21 protein-coding genes are annotated in these 25,508 nt (G+C 44.0%); 14 read left to right on the plus strand and 7 right to left on the minus strand.

The window, feature by feature from the left end:
• Nucleotides 1–69: 69 nt before the first annotated feature.
• Together K9J17_02335 and K9J17_02340 are read right to left on the minus strand one after the other, a co-directional pair.
• Nucleotides 70–1,173 (minus strand): T9SS type A sorting domain-containing protein, encoded by a 1,104-nt coding sequence (locus tag K9J17_02335; GenBank protein MCF8275546.1) that lies wholly within the window; start codon nt 1,171–1,173, stop codon nt 70–72.
• Nucleotides 1,174–1,237: 64 nt separating this feature from the next.
• Nucleotides 1,238–2,272 (minus strand): PA0069 family radical SAM protein, encoded by a 1,035-nt coding sequence (locus K9J17_02340; GenBank protein MCF8275547.1) that lies wholly within the window; start codon nt 2,270–2,272, stop codon nt 1,238–1,240.
• Nucleotides 2,273–2,500: 228 nt separating this feature from the next.
• On the opposite strand from K9J17_02340, the gene K9J17_02345 reads away from it, so the two are divergent.
• Nucleotides 2,501–3,001 (plus strand): hypothetical protein, encoded by a 501-nt coding sequence (locus K9J17_02345; protein MCF8275548.1) that lies wholly within the window; start codon nt 2,501–2,503, stop codon nt 2,999–3,001.
• Between the two features lie 69 nt (nt 3,002–3,070).
• On the plus strand, nt 3,071–4,684 hold the full coding sequence (locus K9J17_02350; GenBank protein ID MCF8275549.1) for an ATP-binding cassette domain-containing protein: 1,614 nt from the start codon (nt 3,071–3,073) through the stop codon (nt 4,682–4,684).
• On the opposite strand, the gene K9J17_02355 is transcribed toward K9J17_02350, so the two are convergent.
• Entirely contained in the window at nt 4,681–5,841 is a 1,161-nt protein-coding gene (locus K9J17_02355; protein ID MCF8275550.1) for a tetratricopeptide repeat protein, read from the minus strand. The two genes, K9J17_02350 and K9J17_02355, sit on opposite strands and share 4 nt — an antisense overlap.
• A 150-nt stretch (nt 5,842–5,991) precedes the next feature.
• Between K9J17_02355 and K9J17_02360 the strand changes: the two genes are divergently transcribed.
• The 6 genes from K9J17_02360 to K9J17_02385 are packed head-to-tail and all read left to right on the plus strand — an operon-like array spanning nt 5,992 to nt 10,599.
• Nucleotides 5,992–7,791, plus strand: a complete 1,800-nt coding sequence (locus K9J17_02360; GenBank protein ID MCF8275551.1) for an acyl-CoA dehydrogenase — start codon at nt 5,992–5,994, stop codon at nt 7,789–7,791.
• A gap of 44 nt (nt 7,792–7,835) precedes the next feature.
• The gene (locus K9J17_02365) at nt 7,836–8,648 is read left to right on the plus strand and encodes a crotonase/enoyl-CoA hydratase family protein (GenBank protein MCF8275552.1); all 813 of its coding nucleotides are present in this window, start codon (nt 7,836–7,838) and stop codon (nt 8,646–8,648) included.
• A 21-nt stretch (nt 8,649–8,669) separates the two neighbouring features.
• Complete coding sequence (locus K9J17_02370) at nt 8,670–9,125, plus strand: hypothetical protein (GenBank protein ID MCF8275553.1); 456 nt, start codon at nt 8,670–8,672, stop codon at nt 9,123–9,125.
• A 3-nt stretch (nt 9,126–9,128) separates the two neighbouring features.
• On the plus strand, nt 9,129–9,566 hold the full coding sequence (locus K9J17_02375; GenBank protein ID MCF8275554.1) for a DUF6265 family protein: 438 nt from the start codon (nt 9,129–9,131) through the stop codon (nt 9,564–9,566).
• Between the two features lie 45 nt (nt 9,567–9,611).
• On the plus strand, nt 9,612–10,166 hold the full coding sequence (locus tag K9J17_02380) for a hypothetical protein (GenBank protein ID MCF8275555.1): 555 nt from the start codon (nt 9,612–9,614) through the stop codon (nt 10,164–10,166).
• A gap of 46 nt (nt 10,167–10,212) precedes the next feature.
• A complete protein-coding gene (locus K9J17_02385; GenBank protein ID MCF8275556.1) occupies nt 10,213–10,599 on the plus strand; it encodes an acyl-CoA thioesterase in 387 nt (128 codons plus the stop codon).
• On the opposite strand, the gene K9J17_02390 is transcribed toward K9J17_02385, so the two are convergent.
• Nucleotides 10,600–11,040, minus strand: a complete 441-nt coding sequence (locus tag K9J17_02390; protein ID MCF8275557.1) for a GNAT family N-acetyltransferase — start codon at nt 11,038–11,040, stop codon at nt 10,600–10,602.
• Nucleotides 11,041–11,188: 148 nt separating this feature from the next.
• On the opposite strand from K9J17_02390, the gene K9J17_02395 reads away from it, so the two are divergent.
• The 3 genes from K9J17_02395 to K9J17_02405 are packed head-to-tail and all read left to right on the plus strand — an operon-like array spanning nt 11,189 to nt 13,673.
• Entirely contained in the window at nt 11,189–12,622 is a 1,434-nt protein-coding gene (locus K9J17_02395) for a DUF5106 domain-containing protein (protein ID MCF8275558.1), read from the plus strand.
• A 30-nt stretch (nt 12,623–12,652) separates the two neighbouring features.
• The gene (locus K9J17_02400) at nt 12,653–13,168 is read left to right on the plus strand and encodes a hypothetical protein (GenBank protein ID MCF8275559.1); all 516 of its coding nucleotides are present in this window, start codon (nt 12,653–12,655) and stop codon (nt 13,166–13,168) included.
• Between the two features lie 4 nt (nt 13,169–13,172).
• Nucleotides 13,173–13,673: a hypothetical protein gene (locus tag K9J17_02405; GenBank protein MCF8275560.1), complete on the plus strand. Its 501-nt coding sequence runs from the start codon at nt 13,173–13,175 to the stop codon at nt 13,671–13,673.
• A gap of 8 nt (nt 13,674–13,681) precedes the next feature.
• Here K9J17_02405 and K9J17_02410 read toward each other — a convergent pair whose 3' ends face one another.
• On the minus strand, nt 13,682–15,250 hold the full coding sequence (locus tag K9J17_02410) for a T9SS type A sorting domain-containing protein (protein MCF8275561.1): 1,569 nt from the start codon (nt 15,248–15,250) through the stop codon (nt 13,682–13,684).
• A gap of 36 nt (nt 15,251–15,286) precedes the next feature.
• Entirely contained in the window at nt 15,287–16,645 is a 1,359-nt protein-coding gene (locus tag K9J17_02415; GenBank protein ID MCF8275562.1) for a peptidoglycan synthetase, read from the minus strand.
• A 176-nt stretch (nt 16,646–16,821) separates the two neighbouring features.
• Here K9J17_02415 and K9J17_02420 point away from each other — a divergent pair, with 176 nt between their 5' ends.
• The 3 genes from K9J17_02420 to K9J17_02430 all read left to right on the plus strand — a co-directional run bounded on the left by K9J17_02420 (nt 16,822) and on the right by K9J17_02430 (nt 25,124).
• Nucleotides 16,822–17,661, plus strand: a complete 840-nt coding sequence (locus K9J17_02420; GenBank protein MCF8275563.1) for an MBL fold metallo-hydrolase — start codon at nt 16,822–16,824, stop codon at nt 17,659–17,661.
• Between the two features lie 125 nt (nt 17,662–17,786).
• On the plus strand, nt 17,787–21,440 hold the full coding sequence (locus tag K9J17_02425; protein MCF8275564.1) for a PKD domain-containing protein: 3,654 nt from the start codon (nt 17,787–17,789) through the stop codon (nt 21,438–21,440).
• 177 nt (nt 21,441–21,617) lie between these two features.
• Nucleotides 21,618–25,124 (plus strand): PKD domain-containing protein, encoded by a 3,507-nt coding sequence (locus K9J17_02430; GenBank protein ID MCF8275565.1) that lies wholly within the window; start codon nt 21,618–21,620, stop codon nt 25,122–25,124.
• A gap of 17 nt (nt 25,125–25,141) precedes the next feature.
• Here the strand turns inward: K9J17_02430 and K9J17_02435 are convergent, their stop codons facing one another.
• Nucleotides 25,142–25,498: a hypothetical protein gene (locus tag K9J17_02435; protein MCF8275566.1), complete on the minus strand. Its 357-nt coding sequence runs from the start codon at nt 25,496–25,498 to the stop codon at nt 25,142–25,144.
• Between the last annotated feature and the right edge of the window lie 10 nt (nt 25,499–25,508).

Genomic DNA, 25,508 nt, shown 5'->3' on the forward strand with positions numbered 1-25,508 from the left:
GATTGCCACCACCATTTACTGAACAGTGAAATGGAAAAGGACAAAACTGTGAATGTGAAACCTACCTTCTCAGCGTGCCAAGTTGAACAACTTCATGGTTTCTGAACGATCGTCATTGATGACAGACAGGAAATAGATGCCTTGAGGAAATGATCGCAGGTCGATGGTTGCTGATTGTGTCAAAGCACCTTCGAGCATCGTTTTTCCACTGATATCATGTAGTGCGTAGCTCGCTTGATTCGCTGATGCACTCAGATTCACACGAAAAACACCATTACTCGGATTAGGATAAACCGAGAACGAACGATGATCAACATCAGTAATTCCTACTGAAGATCGTATTCCATTCAATGAATCCACAACCGTCAAGGTCTGACCCAATTCGTAGAAATCCACCGTTGGAAAATTCGGGAACTTTTGTTTTTCCGATTGGCACTGAATAGCTCTTGGATAGAAGTAATCAAACTGGTTTACAATTTCCGCCTGTGCTGTCACGCCAATCCCAATAGTGGCATCGGTTACGAAATGATTGAGGATAAACAGGTCATTAGATGCGTCACCGCGATTAAAATCGCAGCTGAAATCACTTGGAGCATTATTTTCAAAATCAGTTTCAACTGCAAAATCCCACATATAGTGGTACCAATCCTGACCTGGCTGCGCATTATCGTGGTCTGAAAACACAACCAGGCGTTTATTCGCATCAATCATCTCTTGCAAGGTCGGCCAAGCTTCTCCAAGCGTCTGCACGAACAAGAATGGCTTCAATCCAACCTGAGTCATCACGGTGTCCATCATGTCTGAGCTGATGTAAGTCTCAAAAAGGATGGTCACAATTTCGTTTGGATTGGCATCTAGAAAGTCTTTTATCTCCGTGAGGTTGGATGCCAGCGTGGTAGTGCCCAAGAAAGTAAAACCATGGTAAGCGGTAGCCACGCCACCTTCATCATACACATCCAGCATCAACCCGCGCACACCATCTTCCATTTGCCGTGTAAGTCCATGGTTCTGGTTCGGAAGATTGAATCCATCATCGCCCGCGTTGAAGGCATTATGTGTGGTGAGGTAAGCTACTTCGTTGTAGCGCTTGCCGCAAAGTTCGGTGTGTCCGTTACATTGGGCTTTAAGCAAAGCAGGAACGGTCAAAAAGGCAATGAGTAGCGAAGTCTTCAAGGATATGAACTGAATATTATCGGAAAGTTAGGATAATATCAATCCGCAAAATGTCTTGATCAGCTCAAAACAACTTCGTTTGTGCTGATGGTCGCTCAAATAAGCTTGAAGTTAACTCTATCATCTTACTGTTGTTGAAGAACTTACGCTTTCCAAGATGATAGCTTTGATTGATCTGCTCCACAAACTTTCCCTCTCCTTTCATACGCGTTCCAAAGCGCGAATCGTTCACCTTTCCGCCATGCGCGGCCGACACCTGATTGAGCACTTTATCTTTCCTGTCGGGATAATGCGTTTCGAGCCATATTGAAAACATTTCCTCCAACGAGCCATTCAATCGCAGAATGATGTAGCCAGCACTTGTTGCTCCGCGCTTTGCCACTTCTTCCATCAGAGCAAATACTTCATGTCCATTGATTCCAGGAATCAACGGTGCCATTAGCACGTTTACTGGAATTCCAGCCTTGCTCAACTCCTCAATCGCGCGCAATCGACCTTCTACTGAAGAAGTTCTAGGCTCCAATTTCCTTCTGAAATCTTCATTCAACGTGTTTAGCGAGATGTTGACCATCGCCAACTGCTTCTCGGCCATTGGTGCTAAAATATCGATGTCTCGAAGCACCAGATTGTTCTTGGTAATGATGCCAACTGGGTTATTGTACTCAGAGCAAACCTGCAGCATCTTCCTAGTGATCTCAAACTTGCGTTCAGACGGCTGATAGCAATCCGTATTCCCAGACATCATCAACGAACCACCTTTCCAACTCTTTTGATTAAAAGCTTCGCGAAGCAATTCATGCGCGTTTTTCTTCACAAGAATCACCGATTCAAACTCCAATCCAGCACCGTAGCCCCAATATTCGTGTGTTGGCCGTGCGTAGCAATAAGAACAACCATGCTCACATCCTTGGTAAGGATTCAACGAGAAATCGCTCGGAACATCAGGACTTGGAACCTTGTTGATAATGGTCTTTGGAAAGATGTCGATGTATTTGGTGCGCACCTTTTCCTCTACTCCGGGCTCAAAGCCTTCATCCCATTCCACTTCCTGTGCGTAGAATCGGTTTTTAGGATTGTATGAAGCACCACGGCCTTTCATGGGAGAAAATTAGCGAATCAGAAATCAGTTCGCCTCATCGAACTTATTAATTCGAAAGTCAATGGAGAAACAACTATTGTAATTAAAAAATTGCATTTTAGCTTCATGAATCGGGGGCTGATCTATCTCATGTTGTTGCCGTTGATTTTAATCGGTTGCCGAGATTGCTACTGTGAGTTAGGACAGAATGAGCTCTTTTGGTCTACACAATGGGCAAAAAACACATCGATGCTTTTTATTACAGATGATGGGATTGAAAAGCAGTATCAAATCATTGATGTTCGAAACGATAAACGAGAAGTCTATCCGCACATGTCTCTTTGTGAAGGCTCGGATGCAATGGGAGAGCTCTCGATTGATGAATTCGTTCAGTTGAAGTGGACCAATACAGAGGACAGTTCTGACTATTTAGGAATAGACATTAATTGTGGTGGTATCATTTTTGGCTTCAACAGGCCTTTTTCTGGCGATCCGATTTATTGGTATTTGGATTTACTGAAGTACCGTTATACAAATAGCGTTGTAGACAGCGCCAATAGGATGATTTCGGAGGTTAAGCAGATTGGCAACTATGTCCGATACGATAAAGCTTATGGTCGATGCGTTGGTTGGTTTTACTTTGATCTAGAAACACAGGATACTTTATATCAATTCGTTATCAGTCGCGACTTAGGGCCTATATACCTTAAACCCAAAGGTGAAGTTGGCATGTTAAGAGCTTTAAACTGAAGGATAGAGTTTGATCGTTTCAAAATCTGCTTCATTTATGGCTAATTTCGCGCGCCCAAAACAAGACCTATGATTTCTACAAGCAATATTTCTCTTCAGTATGGCAAACGCGTGCTGTTTGACGATGTGAATATCAAGTTCACTGGCGGTAACTGTTACGGTGTAATTGGTGCCAATGGTGCTGGAAAATCTACTTTCTTGAAGATCCTTTCGGGAGAGATCAATCCGAATTCTGGAACGGTTCATATCGAACCAGGAAAACGGATGGCCGTGCTTAAACAGAATCACTCTGAATACGACAATCACACCGTGCTTGACACAGTGATGATGGGACATAGTGTGCTTTGGAAGAACATTCAGGAACGTGGAGCCATTTACGCTAAACCGGATTTTTCGGAAGCAGACGGCATCAAGGCTTCGGAGTTGGAAGAACAATTTGCTGAAATGAACGGCTGGAATGCTGAATCGGATGCCTCTTCGCTATTGAGCGGTCTAGGAATTTCTGAGAATCAGCTCTACACCTTGATGAAAGACATTCCTGGTTCGTTGAAAGTTCGAATCCTGTTGGCTCAGGCACTTTTCGGAGATCCAGACATCTTGATTCTGGATGAGCCTACCAACGACCTTGACCTTCGTACGGTTCAATGGTTGGAGAATTTCCTCATGGATTTCGAGAATACCGTGATCGTTGTTTCGCACGATAGGCACTTTTTGGATACGGTTTGCACTTCCATTGCTGACATCGATTTCAAGAAGATAAAAGTTTACACTGGTAACTATTCGTTCTGGTATGAATCGAGCCAATTGGCTTTGCGTCAGAAATTGAGCGCCAACAAAAAGGCGGAGGATAAGAAGAAGGAATTGCAGGAATTCGTACAACGATTCAGTGCCAACGCCAGTAAAAGCAAGCAGGCAACAAGCCGTAAAAAGCTGTTGGAGAAGATCAATGTCGATGAAATTCAAGCTTCTTCCCGTAAGTATCCTGGTATCATCTTCAAACAAGCACGCGATGCCGGAAATCAGATACTTAGTGTTCACAGCATCAGCAAGAGTCTGAATGGACAACCACTTTTCTCAAAACTTACATTTGAAGTGAACCGTGGAGATAAGATCGCCTTTATCAGCAAAAGCGGTTTGTCCACCACCACCCTATTTCAGATCCTGATGGGCGAACAACAACCCGATTCTGGAAATTTTGAATACGGTCAAACCATTACCACTGCTTATATTCCAACGGAGAATAGTCACTACTTCAATACGAAAGACAATCTGATTGATTGGCTCCGCGAATTTTCAGAGGATAAAAGCGAAATCTATATCCGTGGTTTCCTTGGCAAAATGCTCTTTACAGGCGAAGAAGTGTTCAAATCTGCCAGCGTATTGTCTGGAGGAGAAAAAGTGCGTTGCATGCTTAGCCGAATGATGCTGAACGAAGCCAATCTGCTGATCATTGATGAGCCGACCAACCACTTGGACCTTGAATCAATTCAAGCCTTCAATAACGCACTGGTCGATTATAACGGAACGGTGCTCTTCACCTCTCATGACCATACGTTTGTTGAAACCGTTGCCAATCGTATCATCGAAATTGGACCAAACGGCTACTTAGATAAGCTGATGACTTACGATCAGTACATTAACGATAAGCGTGTAGAAGAACAGCAGGCGGAGCTTTACGCCTAGCGTTTTCTGAATAGCCTGTAGCTCAGAAATACGATGATCGCGCAGGCTAAGGCTAGCAGTGCGATTAGCGGTTTGTCGTGTTCAGACGAACGGTGTTCCATAGAATTCAACCGGCTTCTTAAGGCTTTTTCCCGATTGAACCGAGTAAACTCTGCTTGATTGATGGCTCCTAGCATCAAACGCTGTGTTTCCTCATTGATGTCAAAATTGAGCTGTTGCCAAACCAACAAGCTATCTGCCATTTGAAGTTCGCAAGCTGGTTTTTTATTGGATCCGCACAATGCCCTTTGTAATCGAAAATAATCGAGCATTTGCTCCGCTCTCCGCACCGATAATTTCTTGAATGGCCTGAGCCAAGCCTCAATGGAATCGAGCGTGGCTTCTGCTTCCGAAAATTGCTCCAAGGCCAGTTGTGCTTCCGCCTGACCGAGCAACGACTTAACCATATGCATGGTGTCCTGAAAAGGGCGGTACCGTTCTACGTTCTGTGAAAAAAGCTGAAGCGCTACACTGTAATCCGTATTTATCTTGTGCCATTTTGCCAAATTATCAGTCACGCTACCAAGCATGTGCTGATGTTCTGGAACAGCTGAATTCAATCCAAAAACGGCACTATTGTAATAAGTGTAAGCTGAATCGAAATTGCCCAACTCCATCCAAACCATGCCCAAATTGTTCATGGCAGATGCGTGCCAGATGGGATCTAGCATGGTATCTGAAAAATTCTCCGATTGCCTGAAGTAATACAACGCGCTATCGTAATTATGAGAAAGCAAATGGAACGTTCCTAATTTACCTAAGTGATTGTAAACGGCATCTGACGAGAATCGGTCACAATACTTTGTCAATCGGATAGCGTTATGCGTCATTTGAATAGCTGCCGATGAGGCGTTTACCTGCATCAGCAACTCCCCTATCCTATCATAGGTCAAGCTCAGTTCGCAGTAGGCATCCCGTGAATGCGGTTCGAGAAGAATGATAGTTTGAAGAAGAGACACCTTCTCTGCAAGTGAAGATGTAGAATCAGCTCGTTCTTGCAATTCCTTGATCTTCGCATCTACCATTTCGGGAGAACGGGAAATTCGCTGAAGATCCCCTTCAGATAACAATAGACCAAGCGATTGCCCCGATACGGAATGTATCAACACAACTGTCATTAGGAAGCTAAAAACTTGGCGTAGCACAGGACAAAGGTAGGTGAGTAAACGTAAGCTTAACTGTTTTGAAATAAACAGGATTGTATTATGGTCTTGACTCGATCGTCAATTCATTTAGTTTTGTCGCCACTCAGTAAAACACTTAGAATAATGGCAAAAGAATACATGAGCATGCGCAACCTGCGCTTTTTGCTTCACGAGGTTTTGAATGTGGAACAACTAACCCAATATGAGCGCTATGCCGAACATACAAAGGAAGGTTTTGATATGATGCTGGATTCTGCAAGGCAGATTTCAGACAATCTTCTGTTTCCTATCTACACGGAAATGGACGAAAAGAAGCCTGAGATGGGTGACGGTGTTGTGCATGTTCATCCGCAGATCAAAGACATCATGCGCGAAACAGGAGAAAGCGGATGGATCGTGGCGCAAGAAGATTTCCATCATGGCGGACAACAAATGCCTGCAACGGTTTATAACGCTGCCAACTTCATTTTTCATGCAGCTAATACATCTGCTGCTTCGTACTTTGGACTTACAATGGGTTCTGCGGAGCTTATTTCCGCCTTCGGGAGCAAAGAATTGCAGGAAACGTATATGACCAAAATGTTTGCTGGTCACTGGCAAGGAACCATGGCGCTTACTGAGCCGCATGCAGGAAGTTCGTTAGGTGACATTTACACCACAGCTTCTGAAGCCGCAGACGGTTCTTACCGTATTAAAGGACAGAAGATATTCATCTCTGCAGGAGACCACGATGGCGTTGAAAATATCGTTCACTTGATGTTGGCCAAAATTGATGGCGCACCAGCAGGAACCAAAGGCATTTCATTATTTGTTGTTCCAAAATTCCGTCCTGAGAACGGTAACTTGGTTCCTAACGATGTTTTTACTGCCGGATTTGAAGGCAAAATGGGCATGAAAGGTTGCCCCGTAGCTCATTTGGTAATGGGCGATAATGCTGATTGCCACGGCTGGTTGGTGGGCGAACCGAATAACGGTCTGCGCTACATGTTCCAAATGATGAATGGCGCACGTATCAGTGTTGGAATGATGAGTTCTGCCCTTTCCTCTGCTGCGTATTATGCGTCATTGGAATACGCCAATGAGCGCCCACAAGGAAGAACACATTCCAACAGAGATGTTGAATCTCCAATGGAAATGATCATCAACTATGCAGACGTGAAGCGTATGCTTCTTTTCCAAAAGTGTGTTGCCGAAGGCGGTTTGGCTTTGGTTTGTCAATGTGCTTTCTATGCTGATATGGTGCGCGTTTCTGAAGGAGCTGACAAGGAAAAATACCAATTACTCTTAGACCTGCTTACTCCAATGGCCAAATCATATCCGGCCGAAATGAGTGTTCAAAGCACGAGTCAAGGAATGCAAGTATTGGGAGGTGCAGGTTTCTGTAGTGATTTCCCACTTCAACAATACTATCGTGATACACGAATCAACCCGATTTATGAAGGCACAACTGGTATTCAAGCCATGGACCTTTTGGGAAGAAAAGTGACCATGAAAATGGGTTCTGCAGTGATGGCATTCGGTGCCGAGTTGCAGGAAACCATCAAAGCTGGAATGGCTGTAGAAGCCGTGAATCCGTACGCTACGAAGTTGGCCGGTTCTGCTCAGAAATTTCAAGAAGTGACAATGAAACTGATGGGATTGGCGCAAAGCGAAGCACCAGAAGTATTCTTAGCAGATGCAACGCTTTATTTAGAAAATGCTGGAATTCTAGCTGTGGGATGGCAATGGTTGAAGCAAGCGTTGGTGATAGAAGCAAAATTGGCTGAAAATCCTTCTGGAGAAGAGTTGAATTTCTACAAAGGAAAACAAGCAGCGTTCGAATTTTTCTTCGAATACGAGTTGCCAAAATCAATCGGACTCACCAAGCGACTGCTCAGCGATTACCGACTGACACTCAATCTTGATGCCGAATACTTGAATTGATCTAAAGGGCGCACATTCAGTGCGGCCTTTTTTAAAACCAGCTGATGAGCTACGAACATTTTAACTACACGCTTGAGAACAAGATAGCTCACGTGGTTATCAATCGGCCCGATAAGGTCAATGCCTTGAACGAAAAGGCATGGGAAGAACTGAAGGCCATTTTCGAGCGAATAGACAAAGAACCTGAGGCTCGTGTAGCTATACTTTCTGGCGAGGGAAAACTGTTCTGCGCAGGCATTGATCTTCAAATGCTCATGTCTGTTAAGAATGTTGAAAACATCGAATGTGCTGGTCGAAGAAGTGAAAAGATTCTGGCATTTGTTCACGATTTACAGGATTGCATCAACGCCATTGAAAAATGTTCGAAACCCATTCTGGCAGCCATTCATAGCGGCTGCATTGGCGGAGGCGTTGATATTGTGGCAGCTTGCGATATGCGCTATTGTACAGAAGATGCCTATTTCACCATCAAGGAAATTGACATGGGAATGGTGGCCGATCTAGGAACGTTGCAGCGTTTGCCCAAGTTTGTAAAACCTGCGTCAGTTGCCGAAATGGCTTTTACTGGAAAAAAGGTAGGTGCTGCGGAAGCTAAAGAAATTGGTCTAGTGAACAATCACTTTTCCGACAAGGAATCGATGATGCAAGAAGTTCACAAATTGGCAGAAATAATAGCTTCCAAATCGCCACTTTCCATTCGAGGGACGAAAGAAATATTGCGCCACACAAGAGATCATTCAGTTGCTGATGGATTACATCACATGGCAGTTTGGAATTCGGCCATGCTACTTTCTGACGACCTGACCACTGCCTTTATGGCCGCAATGAGCAAACAACCGCCTGTTTTCAAAGACTAGAACCGAGCGTACATTTGCGGAATGGAATTACCCAAATTGGTCGACCTGGTTTTAAACGAGCTGGTTTCAACCAGACAACCGTCTATCAGTGTCAGGCGGATTCTCAAGAGCAAAAAGATTGAGTATACCGATGACGTGATCACTTCCATAGAAGGTCTTTTAGAATCAAAAAGCCTCGTCATCAAGAAGGATGTTGATTCCGAAGGTTATGCCTGCTATTCGCTCACTGTTACTGGTCAGGATTTCATTAAAACCTTTGGTAGTTATTCAAAATTTCTTCGTGGTATTGAATCCGAAAACAGGAAAGTTCAACGGGCCAAATCTAAAAAGCCCTACAAAGCAATGGATACGGACGGGAATCCACCTGCCCCATTCACTCCTATGGAGCCATCATTTATGGACAAGCACAAATTGGAACTACTCTTCCTCGTAGTAGTACTGGTTCTTTTTTTCGTGGTTGCCAAAATCACCGATTAGCGAATGCAGCATTTCTGTAAGGCTTTAACGCTCATTTCACTGCTTTACATGACGCGTGTTCGCGCGCAAGAAGTGGATGAGCTAAATTGGATGATAGGTGCATGGGAACTTACAGAAGGTAGCTCATCGACCGTTGAGTCGTGGACAAAGCTTAATGATTCTACATTGATTGGAAAATCTGATTCATATAACGATGGCGAATTGGTCTTTTCGGAAAATTTGCGAATTGAAAAACGCGGAAAAGAATTCAACTACGTGGCTATTCTTCCAAGTAAAACGGCTGTTTTTAAATTGGATGAACTGGCACACGGAACTGTTTCGTTTGTAGATCCTGAAAATGATTTTCCATCACGAATTACATATAGAAGGGTTCCTTCAGGAATCGAGATCGTATTGTTCGGTTCTGGAAAAGAAGAGTTAATGGTTTTTCGCCCAAAATGAATGATCGGTACAATTCTTGAAACACGAAGTACAAACGCTCTCGTCATGAAATCCCCACTATTTCTCATCGGTTTCGCAATCCTACTTTCCTCCTGCTCCATTAATCGGATGTTTCTGACGGTGGATACCAAAATGCAAATTGAAAAAGCAGGCATCGACATAAAGAAGGTCCAGTTCTATAATTCGGAAGAAATTGTTCTTGCCCGTCAACTCAAGAACGAGGAACTGAAGGTGGCTGAAGGAAAAGTGCGCATTGAAAATGGAAAGCAGATCGAAGAGATCATTATTCCGGCCAACACGCCTGGAATATGCGAACTGAACGATGAGAAGACCTTGAAAGTCAGTTTCGATACTGGCGATGATCGGTCAGTTCCATTTTTGGTTGAGCGCCAAGGTGATGTGGTTGTTGCAGGTAGCTATTTTAAGATCGGTGCCAAGAATTGGACTCGTTCAAACAATGGAAACAAGGTTGGTCAACTTGATTATCAAGGGAAAATCTACACGCTCGTTCGTGGTTCAAATAGCCGATTGATGATTGACAAGTCAGTCCTTAATCGTGTAAAACGAGATGTGCATGTGGCAAAAGGCAGAAAGCTCTGATACTTACATTTGCCTTTCTGAAAAACAGGCTTAAATGGAATTATTGATGACGAAAGTCTGCATGACCAAAGACATTGGTGTGCACGGCAATTTATTTGGTGGTTTAATGCTTTCGTGGATTGACGAAGCGGCCGTGGCCATGAGCAACCGGATTTGCAAAACCCCAAATATGGTCACTCGGAAAATGACCGAAATTCTATTTGAGCGTCCTGTAAAGGTGGGACACACGATCAATATTTATGGTGAAGCCGTGTCGATGGGCACAACATCCATTGCATTGAATATTGAAGCAAGACGTTACAACGTTTACACAGAAAAGGAAGATGTTGTCTGCACTACTCAGATCGTGTTCGTAAGAATTGATGAGGAAGGAAATAAGATTCCGATTGCAGGCGAAGTTCGTAGACGGTTTGCAGAACAGCACAAATCCTGATCAGCGCTTGAACAGGAATTCTTGGGCATCGGGCAAGAAACCAGCCCTTCCGAAAATGTCGTGAGTCGTTTTTCCGGCCGTTAGACGGACAAGAATATTTCCTTTGGCGTAAAGCTTTGATCGATTCAGGAGTTCGGTGGCAATACCTTTCCTCCTTTCCTTTTCAGCTGTAGCCAAAAATGCCAGAATGTTTTCTGCAAAGTAGCCTTCGAAGTTGGTACGATTAACCACCGAAACACCTACAATTTCGGTTTCGATGCTTGCAATGATCACGAATCCACCCTGATGCGGAAACTTACTTAGGGCATACTCAATGGCACGCGAAACGTTTTCCCTCGAATCCAAATAATCATCCAGATTGGTCATCAGGAAATTGATGATGGCTTCTTTCTCCAGAGTTGTGACGAAATCGGTGGTATTTAAAAGTTGGTATTCAATCATAATGTTAAAAAATGTAAAAGACCAAATCCAAGGGCAACTAGGAATAGGCTTTGCGTTATTTAGCCAAAGGCAGCCTAAGAAACTCAAAAAGCACATGAATTGCTAATTTTGGGCGTCCTTTCAACCAGACAAACACGATTATAAGAATATGAGGAGAACGCTATTTACATGGATACTGGTAGGATTAGTAACTACCGCTTTCGGTCAGAAAGCAGGATACGAACTTGATTTTACCATAGAAGGCTGTAAACCAGGAAAAGCCGTGCTCGCCTATTATTACGGTGACAAGCAATATATCAAAGACAGCACGCGAGTAAACGATAAAGGTCATTTCGTATTCAAGGGAGACGAAGACCTTTCGCAAGGCATTTACATTGCTGTAATGCCACCAGACAACAAATACTTTGAAGTCATTGTGGATGGCGATCAGCAATTCAAAATGGTATCCAATTACGATAGCCCGATCAATAGCATGAAAGTGACCGGGAACGAAGAGAATGTTCGTTTTTACAGCTACCTCAAATTCCTTAACGATCAGAAAAAAAAGAGCAAACCGCTAACCGATCAAGTGGAAGCGCTTCAAAAAGCTGATAGTGCTGGCTATCGCGAAACGGCTGAATTCAAGTCAATTCAAGAGAAGATGACGGCTGTGGATGAAGAAGTGAAAGACTATAAGAACAAGTTTATTGAAGATTATCCTAAGGCGTTGTTGACCAAAGTGTTCTTGGCATCTAAAGACCCAGACATTCCAGAAGCACCTGTTTTGGAAGATGGGAAAACGGATAGCACTTTCGCTTGGCGATACTTTAAAGATCACTATTGGGATTTGATTGACTTCACTGATGATCGCATTATCAGAACGCCTGTGTATCATGGCAAGCTAGAGCGATTCATGACCAAGACAATCTATCAGATTCCTGATTCAGTTATTGTTGAAGCAAGTAAACTCATCGAAAAAACCAGAAAGAGCCCAGAGCTTTTCAAATACACCGTATTCTGGATCACCAGTCATTTTGAAACATCCAAGCAAATGGGAATGGATGCCGTTTTTGTACACATGGCCAATTCTTACTATTGCACGGGTCAAGCGTTTTGGGCAGATTCGACTACCATCGAAAAAATCTGTGAGCGTGCTCGTAAGTTGAATTATTCACTCATAGGACACACTGCTCCTAATCTGATCATGAACGATACCGCAGGGAATTTCCAAGTGATGCATGCGGTTCCTGCTGAATACACAATTGCTTACTTCTGGGACCCAGAGTGTGGGCATTGCAAAAAAGTGACTCCGTTGGTAAAAGAGTTCTATGATCAATTTAAGGAAGAACTTGGTGTGGAAGTTTACGGAGTTAACACCAATGCAAAGGAGCGAGATGAGTGGATCAAATACATCAACGAACATGATCTGAATTGGATCAATGTGGAAGACCCAGAACAAAAAACGGCTTACAAGTATCTTTACGACATCTATTCAACGCCTGTTATTTACTTACTAGATAAGGACAAGAAGATCATCGCTAAGCGAATTGGAGCCGAAGACCTTGAAAACTTCATCCGTCATCACAAAAAGAAAACATCTTAGGCATTACTTTAGCCACAAATAATCCAAGAAATGCTCAACTCAAGAAATCTTTTCATCCTCGTTCTTATTGTCCTTTGTGCTGGATTAAGAATAGCTGGTATTCTTCCTTATAATTTTTCACCTGTTGCGGCTATTGCCCTTTTCGGTGGAGCCATGTTCAGCAATCGTGCTTTGGCATTCGTTGCTCCAATATCCATCATGTTCATATCCGACCTTTTTGTAGGAATGCATGATACGATGTGGGCCGTTTATGGCGCATTTCTTATCATCGTTCTGATCGGTCGTTTTGTGTCAAAGAAACCGAGTATGTTGGCTGCAATGAGCGGTGCACTCGCAGGTTCTGTTTTGTTTTTTCTTATTACGAATGCGGCAGCTTGGTTCGGTAATCCTTATTACTCTCAAGACTTTGCAGGATTACTGAACAGTTATGTTGCTGGTATTCCATTTTTTAGAGGAACAGTAATTGGCGATATGCTGTTTACTCTTGTTCTTTTCGGCAGTTACAAACTTGCCGAATACCGTTTCCCAACTTTGGTAAAAGCGTAAAGTTTTGCTTAAGAATCCGATTGCCGCAACGCTCATAGCGTTGCTGCTGGCCACCGTTGTGAACAGCTATTATTTCACTACCGGAACTGATCTTACGGTAGTTGTTTCGAGAACGCTATTTGCTGATCTGTTATTAGTACTTAGTCTAGTACCAGTTTACCAAACCATTCTTTTGAGCAATGGTGTTGTGGGACAGTTGATCACCGATAAAGTGAAATCGGGCATGAAACCTGTGGCCATGTATACATTCCTGTTGGCGCTTATCACCTTTGTCCTCTTCAAACTATTTGGCGATCCTTTGGTAGGTGCGAGAATTGTAGAACTGACCGAACGAATGAACAGCGCAATTGAACAAGGATTGATGACAGCTGACCAGAAGACTGAACAGCTGGAATTGGTGAAGCAGATCTACTCTCCAAGTTCACATGTCATAATCGTGCTGATATCAAACCTTTTCGTTGGATTTATCAGCTCGATTCTAGCCGCTATCCTAGTAAAGAAGTAATCTTCCTTTTAGTTCTTCACGAACTTTTTTCTGGCTAATACCTCGTTGCCGCTCATTAAACGCATAGTATAGATTCCTGCATCAAGGAAATCAACATTGGCTTGGAACTTATTGTGGCCTGCATGTTGCGTGATCACCTGCTGAGTGACAATCAATTTCCCAGACATATCAAATACATCATAGTTCAATAAATTACCTGACCGTTCTGCAACCCAAAGTAATTGTAGTGTTTCGTTGGCAGGATTTGGATAAAGTGTAAGGTTTTCCCACGCTTGTGGACTCGGTTCGTCATAAATAAGTTTGACTAGCCCTTTCTCCTCCTCTGTCAGTCCAGACAGATCGATATCGCCACCACGCATATATACGTTCAGCTTCATTGTTCCATCCTTGCTGAATTGGTTCGAAAGTGAACTACCCTCTGCAAATGTGAGTTTCGCTCCAACAGGAAGTTCCATGTAAAACTGTCCTGATTCGGGGTCGGTGTAGTATTCATAAATGAACACTGGCCCGTTTATAATAAGCTCAGCATTCGGCTCAATGACGAGTTTCCCGCCTGTTTTAAGTGCCAACATTCCAACGCTATTGAAACCATACTCGAATCGAGAACCAGTTTTTATTTTCAAACCACCGCCTTTACCAAATAGATTACAGCCAGTAGAACCGTGAAACCCTATAGTTCCACCGTCAATCACTAATTGATTTCCTTCTTCCCATAGCACCTCAAAGAATGTAATGCACATGCTTCCGCCCAAAATCACTTCCAAACCATGTCTGATCGAATCAGATCCATCAACAAGAGCTCCTCGTAAAGCTGTATAATCCTGGAAATGCAATGAAGAATATCCATCAACATAATATTGAACCAAAGTGGAATCAGTCGGATTTCCCCAAGGCTCTACATCAGTGTACGAAACAGAATCGGCAGTTGGGTAGATGTTGTGCCAATATCGAACAAGATTTGGGCCATAATCTGTCTGCGGCTGTGTTACCTGAGGTACAATTGTAGTTCCATCCCAATGAGGATTTAAACTTGGAGAATACAACGATAAATTATATGATGCTCCCAAAGACTTGTATTCATATATCAAGCGATTGATTTTCTGTCCAACTACTTTCTGAGTTGGAAAACAGAGAGCTTCTGAACCATCATATATGAGATCTTGAGCTATTTCAATTGTATCAGATACTGAAGAATCTGGCATCTCCATTCCCAAATGAATGTCCGTTTCATAGCCTAGTGAAGTCAGCATATAAACCGTGGTCGTATCTACAACAAGAGCCGAGTCAAGTACCATTTCAAAGAATACTGAACGATTGGTTGGGACTGATAGAGTTGGAAATCGCCAAGATCCGCTTACTTGAACCAACGAATAGCATAGCAAACTATCAAGGTCACCATTCCACTGATCGTTTACTGTGGAATACATCCGAACCTTCGAATATGCGTTAACGGTTGTAGTGGTGTCAAATTCGCACGGAACCGGTTGAACAGATCCTAGATCAACCTGATAAGACTGCGAGCATGCAGTGCCAAAAGAAAGGAGAATGAGGAGAAACGCAGAGTATAATGTCTTCATATCAAGAATTTGACATGAATGTAACAAACTATCAGGTTACTTCACAATGGAGGCGGAGATTTTTTCGAGGTCAAGACCATCAAAACTGCCAGAACTCATCATCAACAGATTCTTGCGTTTCCAGTTAATGCCTTGCAAAAAGTCTTTCAACTCCTTCGAATCGGTGATGACAATCAGGTCCTTACGTCCAAAAGCCTTTTTCACTTCCTTCTTGGTCAGTTCTGGCAGTTTCTTGTGCTTAAGCGTTTTGGGATTGAAGTAAACAATGGCCATATCAGCTGCCTTCATGCTTTTCCGATACTCTTCCAAAAACTTTAGATTGAGTGAACTAAAGGTGTGTAGTTCTAGACAAGCAATCAATTGGCGGTCGTCAAATTGCTTTTTCACAGCATCTACTGTTGCCTTTACTTTAGATGGCGAATGGGCAAAGTCTTTATAAACCGTTGTCTTTTTAGACGATGCCAACAACTCCAATCGCTTAGACGCACCTTTGAAATCTTGAATGGCTGAATAAAAATCGGGCCGCTCAACACCTAAACTAGCGCAAACCAAACGGGCACCATTCAAATTGACCAGATTGTGTTCTCCAAATACTTGAAGAGGAATCTTGCCTTCATCGGTAAGCAATGAAGTGATACCATTTTCTATCACGTAAGGTGGAACCGAATATGGCAGTAGAGAAATCTCATTGTCCGATTCATCTGCCACTTTCTTCACTTCAGCGTCATCAATGCAGTAGATCAGCTTGCCATTCTTTTCAATCAGATCAACAAACATGCTGAACTGCTCCACGTAGTTCTCGAAGGTGGGAAACACGTTCACGTGGTCCCAAGCAATGCCGCTGATAAGAGCAATATTAGGTTTGTAAAGATGGAATTTAGGACGTCTATCGATAGGGCTACTCAGATACTCATCACCTTCCAAAATAACGATTGGCGCTTCTTCAGTAAGCTTAACCATGGTATCGAAACCAGCCAATTGTGCACCTACCATGTAATCGGCATTGATTCCACATTTGTTCAACACATGCAGAATCATGGCTGTGATGGTGGTTTTGCCATGGCTTCCACCAATGACCACTCGGGTTTTCTCCTTGGTCTGCTCGTAGATATATTCCGGATAGGAATAGATCTTCAATCCAAGCTCCTGCGCTTTCAGCAATTCGGGATTATCGGCACGAGCATGCATGCCAACAATAACAGCATCTAGGTCGGATGTGATATTGGCTTCGTTCCAACCCATTTCTGCAGGTAGTAGACCGAATTTGGCAAGGCGCGTTTTAGAAGGCTCAAAAACCTCGTCATCCGAACCGGTAACCTTATACCCTTTGTGGTGCAGCGCCAAAGCAAGATTATGCATGGCACTCCCTCCTATGGCAATGAAATGGGTTTTCATCTCAAACTACGTTAAGCAAATGTTAAGCCGTGCAAAATAAGACGGACAAACCATGTAGCAATGTTAAATTTTAAGAGCTGTACATATTGGCTCACTGCCACATGAGGCGAGTACATACAATCGGATTCGGATGCTTCTTTTCTGCTTTACCATATCTTCGCCAAAAACAATCAGCAATGCAACTCTACAGTATAGAAACAGGATATTTCAAATTGGATGGTGGCGCCATGTTCGGGGTTGTGCCTAAATCCTTGTGGCAAAGGACGAATCCGGCCGATGCGAATAACCTCTGCACTTGGGCCATGCGCTGTTTGCTTATTCAAGATGGAAACAGGCTGATCCTTGTGGATAACGGCATTGGAAACAAGCAGGACGATAAATTCCTTCAGCATTACTATCTGCACGGAGATGATACGCTTGAAAAAAGCCTCGCGAAGCATGGTTTCGGCAAAGATGACATCACAGACGTGTTCCTAACCCATCTTCATTTCGACCATTGTGGCGGCAGCGTAGTTTGGAACCGCGACCGTACTGGCTACGAAATGAATTTTAAGAACGCTACCTATTGGAGCAACGAGCGGCATTGGCAATGGGCAACAGTTCCGAACAGAAGGGAAAAAGCCAGTTTCCTGAAAGAGAACATTCTACCGATTCAGGAAAGTGGGCAGTTGAAATTCATTGGCGATGAGGGAAATTGGATTCCCGGCATTGATATTCTGTTTGCCAACGGCCACACCGATGCGCAGATGATTCCAAAAATCCAGTACAAAGGCAGAACCATCGTTTTCATGGCCGACCTTTTGCCCTCAGTAGGCCACTTCCCTATTCCTTTTGTGATGGGATATGATACCCGTCCGCTGTTGACCCTTGATGAAAAGGAGAAATTCTTGAACGAAGCGGCTGCGCAGGACTACATCCTCATGTTTCAGCATGATTCTGTGAATGAATGCTGTTCTGTTATCAGTACAGACAAGGGCGTGCGGGCTGACCAACTACTCAAACTTTCAGAACTTTAGAAAGACAACTACCGAGGAATAGCCTCGTTCATAAGTTGTTCATCGCTTGATCATTGACGCATCGGATAAAAGAGAGAATCTTTAATTTCGAATGGTTGATGGATCAGACATAGTGACCACCAAGTATGAAACGAGCCTTACCCCTGCTCATATCGTTCCTGCTGACCCTTGTTGTCGGAAATGTGTTCTCGCAATGCAACGAGCTCATACCGTTAGAAGTGATCAATCCTGGTTTTGAAGGTCCAACGGCAGCACACATTACTCCTGCACCTTGGAGCACTTGTGGCATCACACCAGATACGCAACCTGGCTCGTGGGGAGTAACACTTCCACCCTCTGAAGGCAATAGCTACGTTGGTTTTGTATACGGAAGCGCAAGTTGGCAAGAAGGTGCTTCGCAAGCACTGAGCGGAAGCATGCAGGCAGGAGTTCAGTACGATTTTACGATCGATCTTGCCGCCACACCTGCTTCTGGTGGTGGGTTAGACCCCAGTCAGCATTGTGTAATGGAAGTTTGGGGCGCAAGTGCCATTTGCCAGAAAACGCAGTTGATGTGGAGTTCGCCTTTAATAACGGCTTACACATGGGAAACTTATAACGTGAGCATCCTCCCAACTCAAAATTGGACACACATCTATTTCATCTGCAACTGCGGTCCTCTTGGGTATATCCTTCTCGACAATATCACTCCGCTTCAGGCGAACAATCCCAATGTGTTCATCACTTCTCATGTGGATGGTGATGCAGAATCCTGTGGATTCACACTCGCAGGAAATGTGAACAATGCAGTTATTGATTCCGTTATCCTGACTGGTAATTTCCAAGGATCGCCATTGGCTACAACCATGAATGGCTTGGATTGGTCTGCCCCTCTTACATTCAATGGACCTGGTAATCAAACGGTGATTGCCACGGCTTACTATACAGACCAACAGTTGCAAGAAACCTGTGTTTCTACTCATGTAGACTTGATCATCAACTCACCAGCCTCCAATTTCACCTTTGTAAGTCAATGCGATGGGACAGCCATTCCCTTCACCGATGCTTCAGTTCCCTTTGGGTCGAACACCATTACAGATTGGAATTGGGATTTTGGCGATGGAACTACTTCAACACAACAGAATCCAACTCACACATTTTCCGCTTCCGGAATATATACTGTCAGTTTAGAAATAACGTCTTCGGATGGTTGTGCGGTCACTTCAAGTCAAGACATCACCGTGTACGAAAATCCAGTTGCCGATTTCACCTTTAATGAAGCCTGCGAAGGAGATATCACCGATTTCTGGAACGTGTCTTCTATCGGCATCGGAACCATCATCAACCAAACCTGGGACTTTGGTGATGGGAATACTTCTACGGTGCTCAATCCATCAAATACCTATTCCAATTTGGGGGTCTATGATGTTCAATTAACAGTTACCACTTCTGATGGATGTATTGGTTCAGTAACCCAGCAAGTTGGCATGTTTCCGCTGCCCGTGGCCGATTTCAGTTTTACAGATGCCTGTTTGCAATCCGATTTTCAGCTTACCGATCAATCTTCAGTGGTTACAGGTGCAGTAACGGCTTGGGATTGGGACTTTGGAGATGGTGGCATATCAACCGTGCAGAACCCTACAAACACTTACGGAGCGGATGGCACTTATAACGTGACGCTAACAGCCACCACTGATCATGCTTGTACTGATGTGATTACCCAAAGTATTACAGTATATCCGTTGCCTGTGGCAGATTTTACCAATACCACCGTTTGCGCGCTCATCACGATGGATTATACAGATGCATCTTTGGTCTCATCTGGCACCATAGCTGGTTGGCAATGGTATTTTGGCGATGGTTCAAGTGCCACAACTCAGAACCCAAGTCATGATTTCACCACAGGTGGAACCTACACTTCATCGTTGGTGGTAACAACAGGATTTGGCTGCCAAGACAGTGCGGCCATTGATGTAACTGTATATCCCAAACCTGACGCGGAATTCATCCCGATCGATGCATGTCTGAACGATCATAACACCTTCATTGATCAATCGACTATCGTTGGTTCGAATATCAATGGCTGGAATTGGGATTTTGGCGATAATGCAGGCACATCCACCATTCAAAACCCTATTTACACCTACACATCAAGTGGGCAGTACACCACCGAACTGATTGCCACAACTGCCGATGGCTGTAAAGACACGGTAGAACAAACGGTGAATGTGTTTGATCTTCCTGTGGCAGATTTCAATTTCACTAACATTTGCGAAGATGATTCTGTTCTGTTCGTAGATCAATCAACCATTTCTTCTGGTGCCATCACAGGCTGGAATTGGGATTTTGGAAACGGTCAAACATCCAGTCTACAAGTTTCTCCTTACCAAAGCTATCCTGCAGATAACAACTACCCTGTTTCGCTCATCGTTTCTTCCGGATTCGGATGTTCTGATACGTTGCAAGACATGATAGAGATCTATCCTGTGCCTATTGCTGAGTTTCTGTTTGATAGCGTTTGCTTTCCACTGGAAATTCAGTTTACTGATGTTTCAGACCCCAACGGAAGTTACGCCATCACTTCGTGGAATTGGACCTTCTCTGACGGCCAGACCAGCGCACTTCAATCGCCTAGCATGGATTTTGGAATGCCAGGAACGTTCTCAGCCGAACTGGGAATAAGCAATGGCCCCGGTTGTAAGAGTTTCTTTGCTGCCGGAGATGCAGTGGTTCATCCGCTGCCAGTGGCCGATTTTCCAACGGATATGGCCACATGTTTAGAAGACACCATCTTCTTCACCGATCTATCAACCATCACTCCAATAACGGATGATGTAATTGATCAATGGACATGGAATTTGGCCGATGGAAACATACTCAATGCACAAAATGGCTATCATATTTACAGCACTCATAACCACTATAATGTAAGGCTTGACGTAACCACTAATCATGGATGTACTGACGATGTGACCCATGTTGTGGAAATTTATCCGCTTCCTGCTGTGAATTTCATTGCAGACCCACCGCAAGGATGTGCCCCATTGGATGTTCAGTTCTTCGACCAAACGAGCATTCCAAACCCTTACGTCCTATCCACTTGGGATTGGTATCTCGGAAACGACTCAACCACCTCATCTTCCCCATCTCCTTTTCTGACATATGATCCAGAGTTGGAACCGATGGATATCGCTCAATACGATATAGGGCTTACCGTTACATCAACCAACGGTTGCGTCTCTAGCATCTATAAGCCTGCATACGTAACGGTTTACCCTAAGCCAGTTGCCGAATTCACCGTAAGTCCAAAGGTCAACAACATCATCAAGCCGCAATTTGAACTCACTGATCTTTCAACTGAGAACGTGACACAGTGGGATTGGAGCTTTGGAGATGGAACTTACTCAAGCGAACAAGACCCCACTCATCGGTATCAAGCAGTTGGAACCTATCCCATTGGGCTTATTGTGGAAACTCAATTTGGCTGTAAAGACACCTTTGGACTTGAAGTGAAAGTTGAACCTGTTTTCACCTTCTACATTCCAAATTCCTTTACGCCAGATGCTGATGGCATCAACGATGAGTTCTTCGGTCAGGGAGAAGGATTTAATTCCTATTCAATGTTCATTTACGACCGTTGGGGAGAAATGATATTCGAATCGAACAACGCTGATCATCATTGGGATGGCACCTACAAAGGCAAGCAGGTTGAACAAGGAACGTACGTTTATCGGTTCTACATCATCGATTGGCAATCAGACGATCATCAGTATGATGGGCACGTAACGCTTCATCGCTAAATGAGTTCTTCTTTCTAGTAGACAACCTCAACCATGCGTTGCCGTTTGTAATTGTGATGTTCCGATAGGGAATTTGCTTCAGATTCCTAACTTCGGTGCTTACTGGACGTGCTCAGCAACAACCCCATATCATCCGCTGACCGACAACTTTGGCCATCTAGATTGATTCGGCACATTTTGTTGGTTCTCACCCTTGGGATTGCGATTAATTCGTTCGGACAAGAAATCTGCAATAATGCCATAGACGATGACGGAGATGGATTGATTGACCTGAACGATGACGAGTGCGTTTGCACCGGTTTCGGTGGTTCAACCAACGCTTCTTCATTGATTCCTAACAGTTCATTCGAAGACAGAAGTTGTTGCCCTAGCGGATATTCTGCCTTGAACTGCGCTGATACTTGGATCCAAGCTTCCAATCCCACTTCTGATTATTGGAATACCTGCGGCACGGCTGGCAGCAGTTTCGATGGAGGTGCAAGCCTTCCACCTCCAGACGGTAATGGTTTTGTTGGATTCATCAACATGAGCGGTTGGCAAGAATATGTTGGTGCTTGCCTCACTTCCACTATGGTTGCCGGTCAGACTTACGACCTGAGCTTTTACATGGGTTATACCAACAACAGTCCTGCCCTTGATCTTACCTTCTATGGAACTCCCAATTGTGGCGACCTTCCGTTCAATAGCAACGATTGTCCAGTAGGAATCGGTGGTTGGATTCAGTTGGGGCAGACCACCATTGGCGGACCATTGGGTTGGGAAGCGATCACGGTGACGTTCACCCCAAGCATCGACATTAACGCTCTTGTACTTGGAGGTGCATGCGGCAGCGGTGACGCTCGAACCTATTATTATATGGACGACCTAACATTGGTCTCAACCGATGAATTTGAAGTGCTTAGCGTCTCGCTGAGTGGGCAATATTGCGACAACGATATTGCTCTACATGCTGTATCCGATAGTGCTGGTGGAACATGGCAATGGTATAAGGAAGGCATTGCCATCGTGGGTCAGACCACTGCAGACTATAGTGTGCCAGCAGGAATGGCCGGTGTGGGGAATTACACTGTAGTTTACACAATGGGAAGCCAGTGCGAATCGATTGATATTGAAGTAGCAGCACCCGATTTTCCTACTGCCGATTTCGTTACCACTAACGTGTGTTTTCCGGCTGATGTGTCATTTACTGATCAGTCAAGTGTTGCTTCAGGTTCTATTATTGATTGGCAGTGGGATTTTGGCGACAACACTACTTCAACTGCTCAGGATGCTACTCACACGTACGTTTCGGATGGGACATATACGGTCGAATTGACCATCACCACAGATATTAATTGCGTGGCCAATTACCAAACTGACGTCACGGTCTACCCCAAACCAGTGGCCGACTTCAGTTTCGTACCTGGCTGTTTGGGCGACCCAACGGTTTTCACAGATGAATCAACCATCAACACTCCTGGAAACATTACTACCTACGAGTGGGATTTCGGTGACCTGAATACGTCTTCACAATCAGATCCATCCAACTTCTACGCTGCCGAAAACAGTTACAATGTGGAGATGATAATTACAAGTGCCGATGGATGCAAGGATACTTCTTCAGCCGTTGTCAATGTTTATCCAAGCCCAATTGTTGACGTTTCTGTCCAAGCGGAATGCACACTTGATAACGTTCAGTTTGTAAACAATTCTTCCATATCCAGTGGAATCATCAGTCAATACGACTGGGATTTTGGAGATAATTCTACTTCTGCCAGTGTTGCTCCAATCCATATCTATCAGTTGCCCAACACTTATACCGTTCAGTTTACTGCCACAAGTGATGAAGGCTGCGTGTCCGACACTACGTTTCAGCTCGTTTCCTATCCCAATCCTGTGGCAGATTTTAGCGCAACTGAAGTATGTGCAGATGCAGCGGTGCAAATATTAGATCATAGCTTTGTCATTGCTCCAGGAATTCTGGACACATGGGAATTTGACTTAGGAGATAATTCGCCCGTTTTGAACGCAGTTCCAGCACAGTATCAATACGCTACTTCTGGAACTTACACGCTTCAACTCATACTTACCACGCAAGATGGTTGTGATGACACCTCGAGCATCATGACGAATGTGTATGACCTACCAACGGCCGATTTCAATTTCAACAACATTTGTGAAGATGATTCGGTGCAATTCGTAGATCTTTCAAGCATTCCTTCTGGAAGTATCAATAACTGGCAATGGAGCTTTGGGAATGGAAATACTGCATCAACGCAACTGACCACGTATCAAAGCTATCCTTCCGATAATCTGTATCCTGTTTCGTTAATCGTGTCATCGGGTTTTGGCTGCTCCGACACGCTAGAGGATGTGATAGAGATCTACCCTGTTCCAGTTGCCGAATTCTCGTTCGATAGCGTGTGCTATCCGCTTGAAATTCAGTTTACAGATCTGTCAGATCCGAATGGAACCTATCCCATCACCAGTTGGGACTGGATATTCAGCGATAATCAAACGAGCAATCTTCAAAGTCCATCCATGGATTTTGGAATGCCTGGAACGTTCTCAGCAGAACTTCAGGTTAGTAACGCGCCAGGATGTAAAAGCACATATATGGCTGGCGATGCTGTAGTTCATCCATTGCCTGTGGCTGCCTTTCCAACTGGATTAGCAACATGCTTGGAAGACACGATTTTCTTCACAGATGAATCCACTATTGCTCCAGTTACGGACGATGTGATCAATGCCTGGAATTGGAACTTGGATGACAACTCTTCGATTACAACTCAAAATGGATTTCATGTCTATCAGGATGCCGATCTTTATAACGTACAATTATCTGTGACAACCAACCACGGTTGCAGTGGAAATGTAACGCATGTGGTCGAAATCTATCCACTACCGAATGTCGATTTCACCTCATCACCTTTCGAAGGTTGCCAGCCACTACAAGTTCAATTTATAGATGGCACGACTATTCCAGCTCCCTACTTCCTTGCTGGATGGGAATGGAACCTGGGGACCGATTCCTCCATTGCTTCTGTCCCAAATCCATTTCTGATCTACGACCCGGAAATCGACCCTTTGGACATTGCACAATACAGCATTTCGCTACAGGTCACTTCTGGTAATGGCTGTGTTTCCGACATTTTCCGACCGAATTACATAAGCGTTTATCCAAAACCAGATGCGTTGTTTTCGGTAGATGAAGACGTCAAAAGCATCCTCGACCCTAAATTTCTATTCACCGACCTTTCATCAGAAAATGTGACCATCTTGGATTGGAATTTTGGTGATGGATCATTTTCTGCTGATCAGAACCCGCAACATACCTATGGCGAAATCGGAACCTATCCTATTACGCTCATGGTAGAAACGCAATACGGTTGTTTGGATACGATCGGCTACGAGGTGAAGGTCGAACCTATATACACCTTTTATATTCCAAACTCCTTTACTCCAGATGCTGATCGGATCAATGACGACTTTTTCGGTATAGGCGAAGGATATGTCTCTTACGCGATGTACGTCTATGACCGGTGGGGAGAATTAATCTTTGAATCAAACAAAGACACCTACCATTGGGACGGCACTTACAAAGGAAAACAGGTACAACAAGGCACCTATGTATACAGATTTTACATCATTGACTGGCGTGGCCACGACCACCAATACAATGGTGTGGTCACCTTGCATCGTTGATCGGATCAAGTTTCGCGTCAGTTTTCTATGAATTCCTGAAAGTCATCATTGTAATAGATCATGACTTCTTCTCCCTCAGCAATATTTCGAGTGGCCACAAAGGTCTGAGTCAGTTTTTCCTCGTCTTGATGAAGCACCTTGGCACTGAAGTCTTTATCGTGATTAAAAAAGCTTCCTACATCGCTCAGGCATAGCGCATAATATTCTTCACTCCATGGAAATTCCAGTGTTGCAATCAGTTCTGGCAATTCCTCATTATGATGTAGTAGCGTAACATGACTTACTGCCAATATTTCGCCTTCAGCAATAGCTCGTTTGGCAAAAACTCCTTTACCGTGAATAGGACTTTCCTTGATTTCTACGCAGTCGTTCATGTACCTTTGT

It is taken from the genome of Flavobacteriales bacterium, assembly GCA_021739695.1.
In the GTDB taxonomy this organism is placed as follows: Bacteria; Bacteroidota; Bacteroidia; order UBA10329; family UBA10329; genus UBA10329.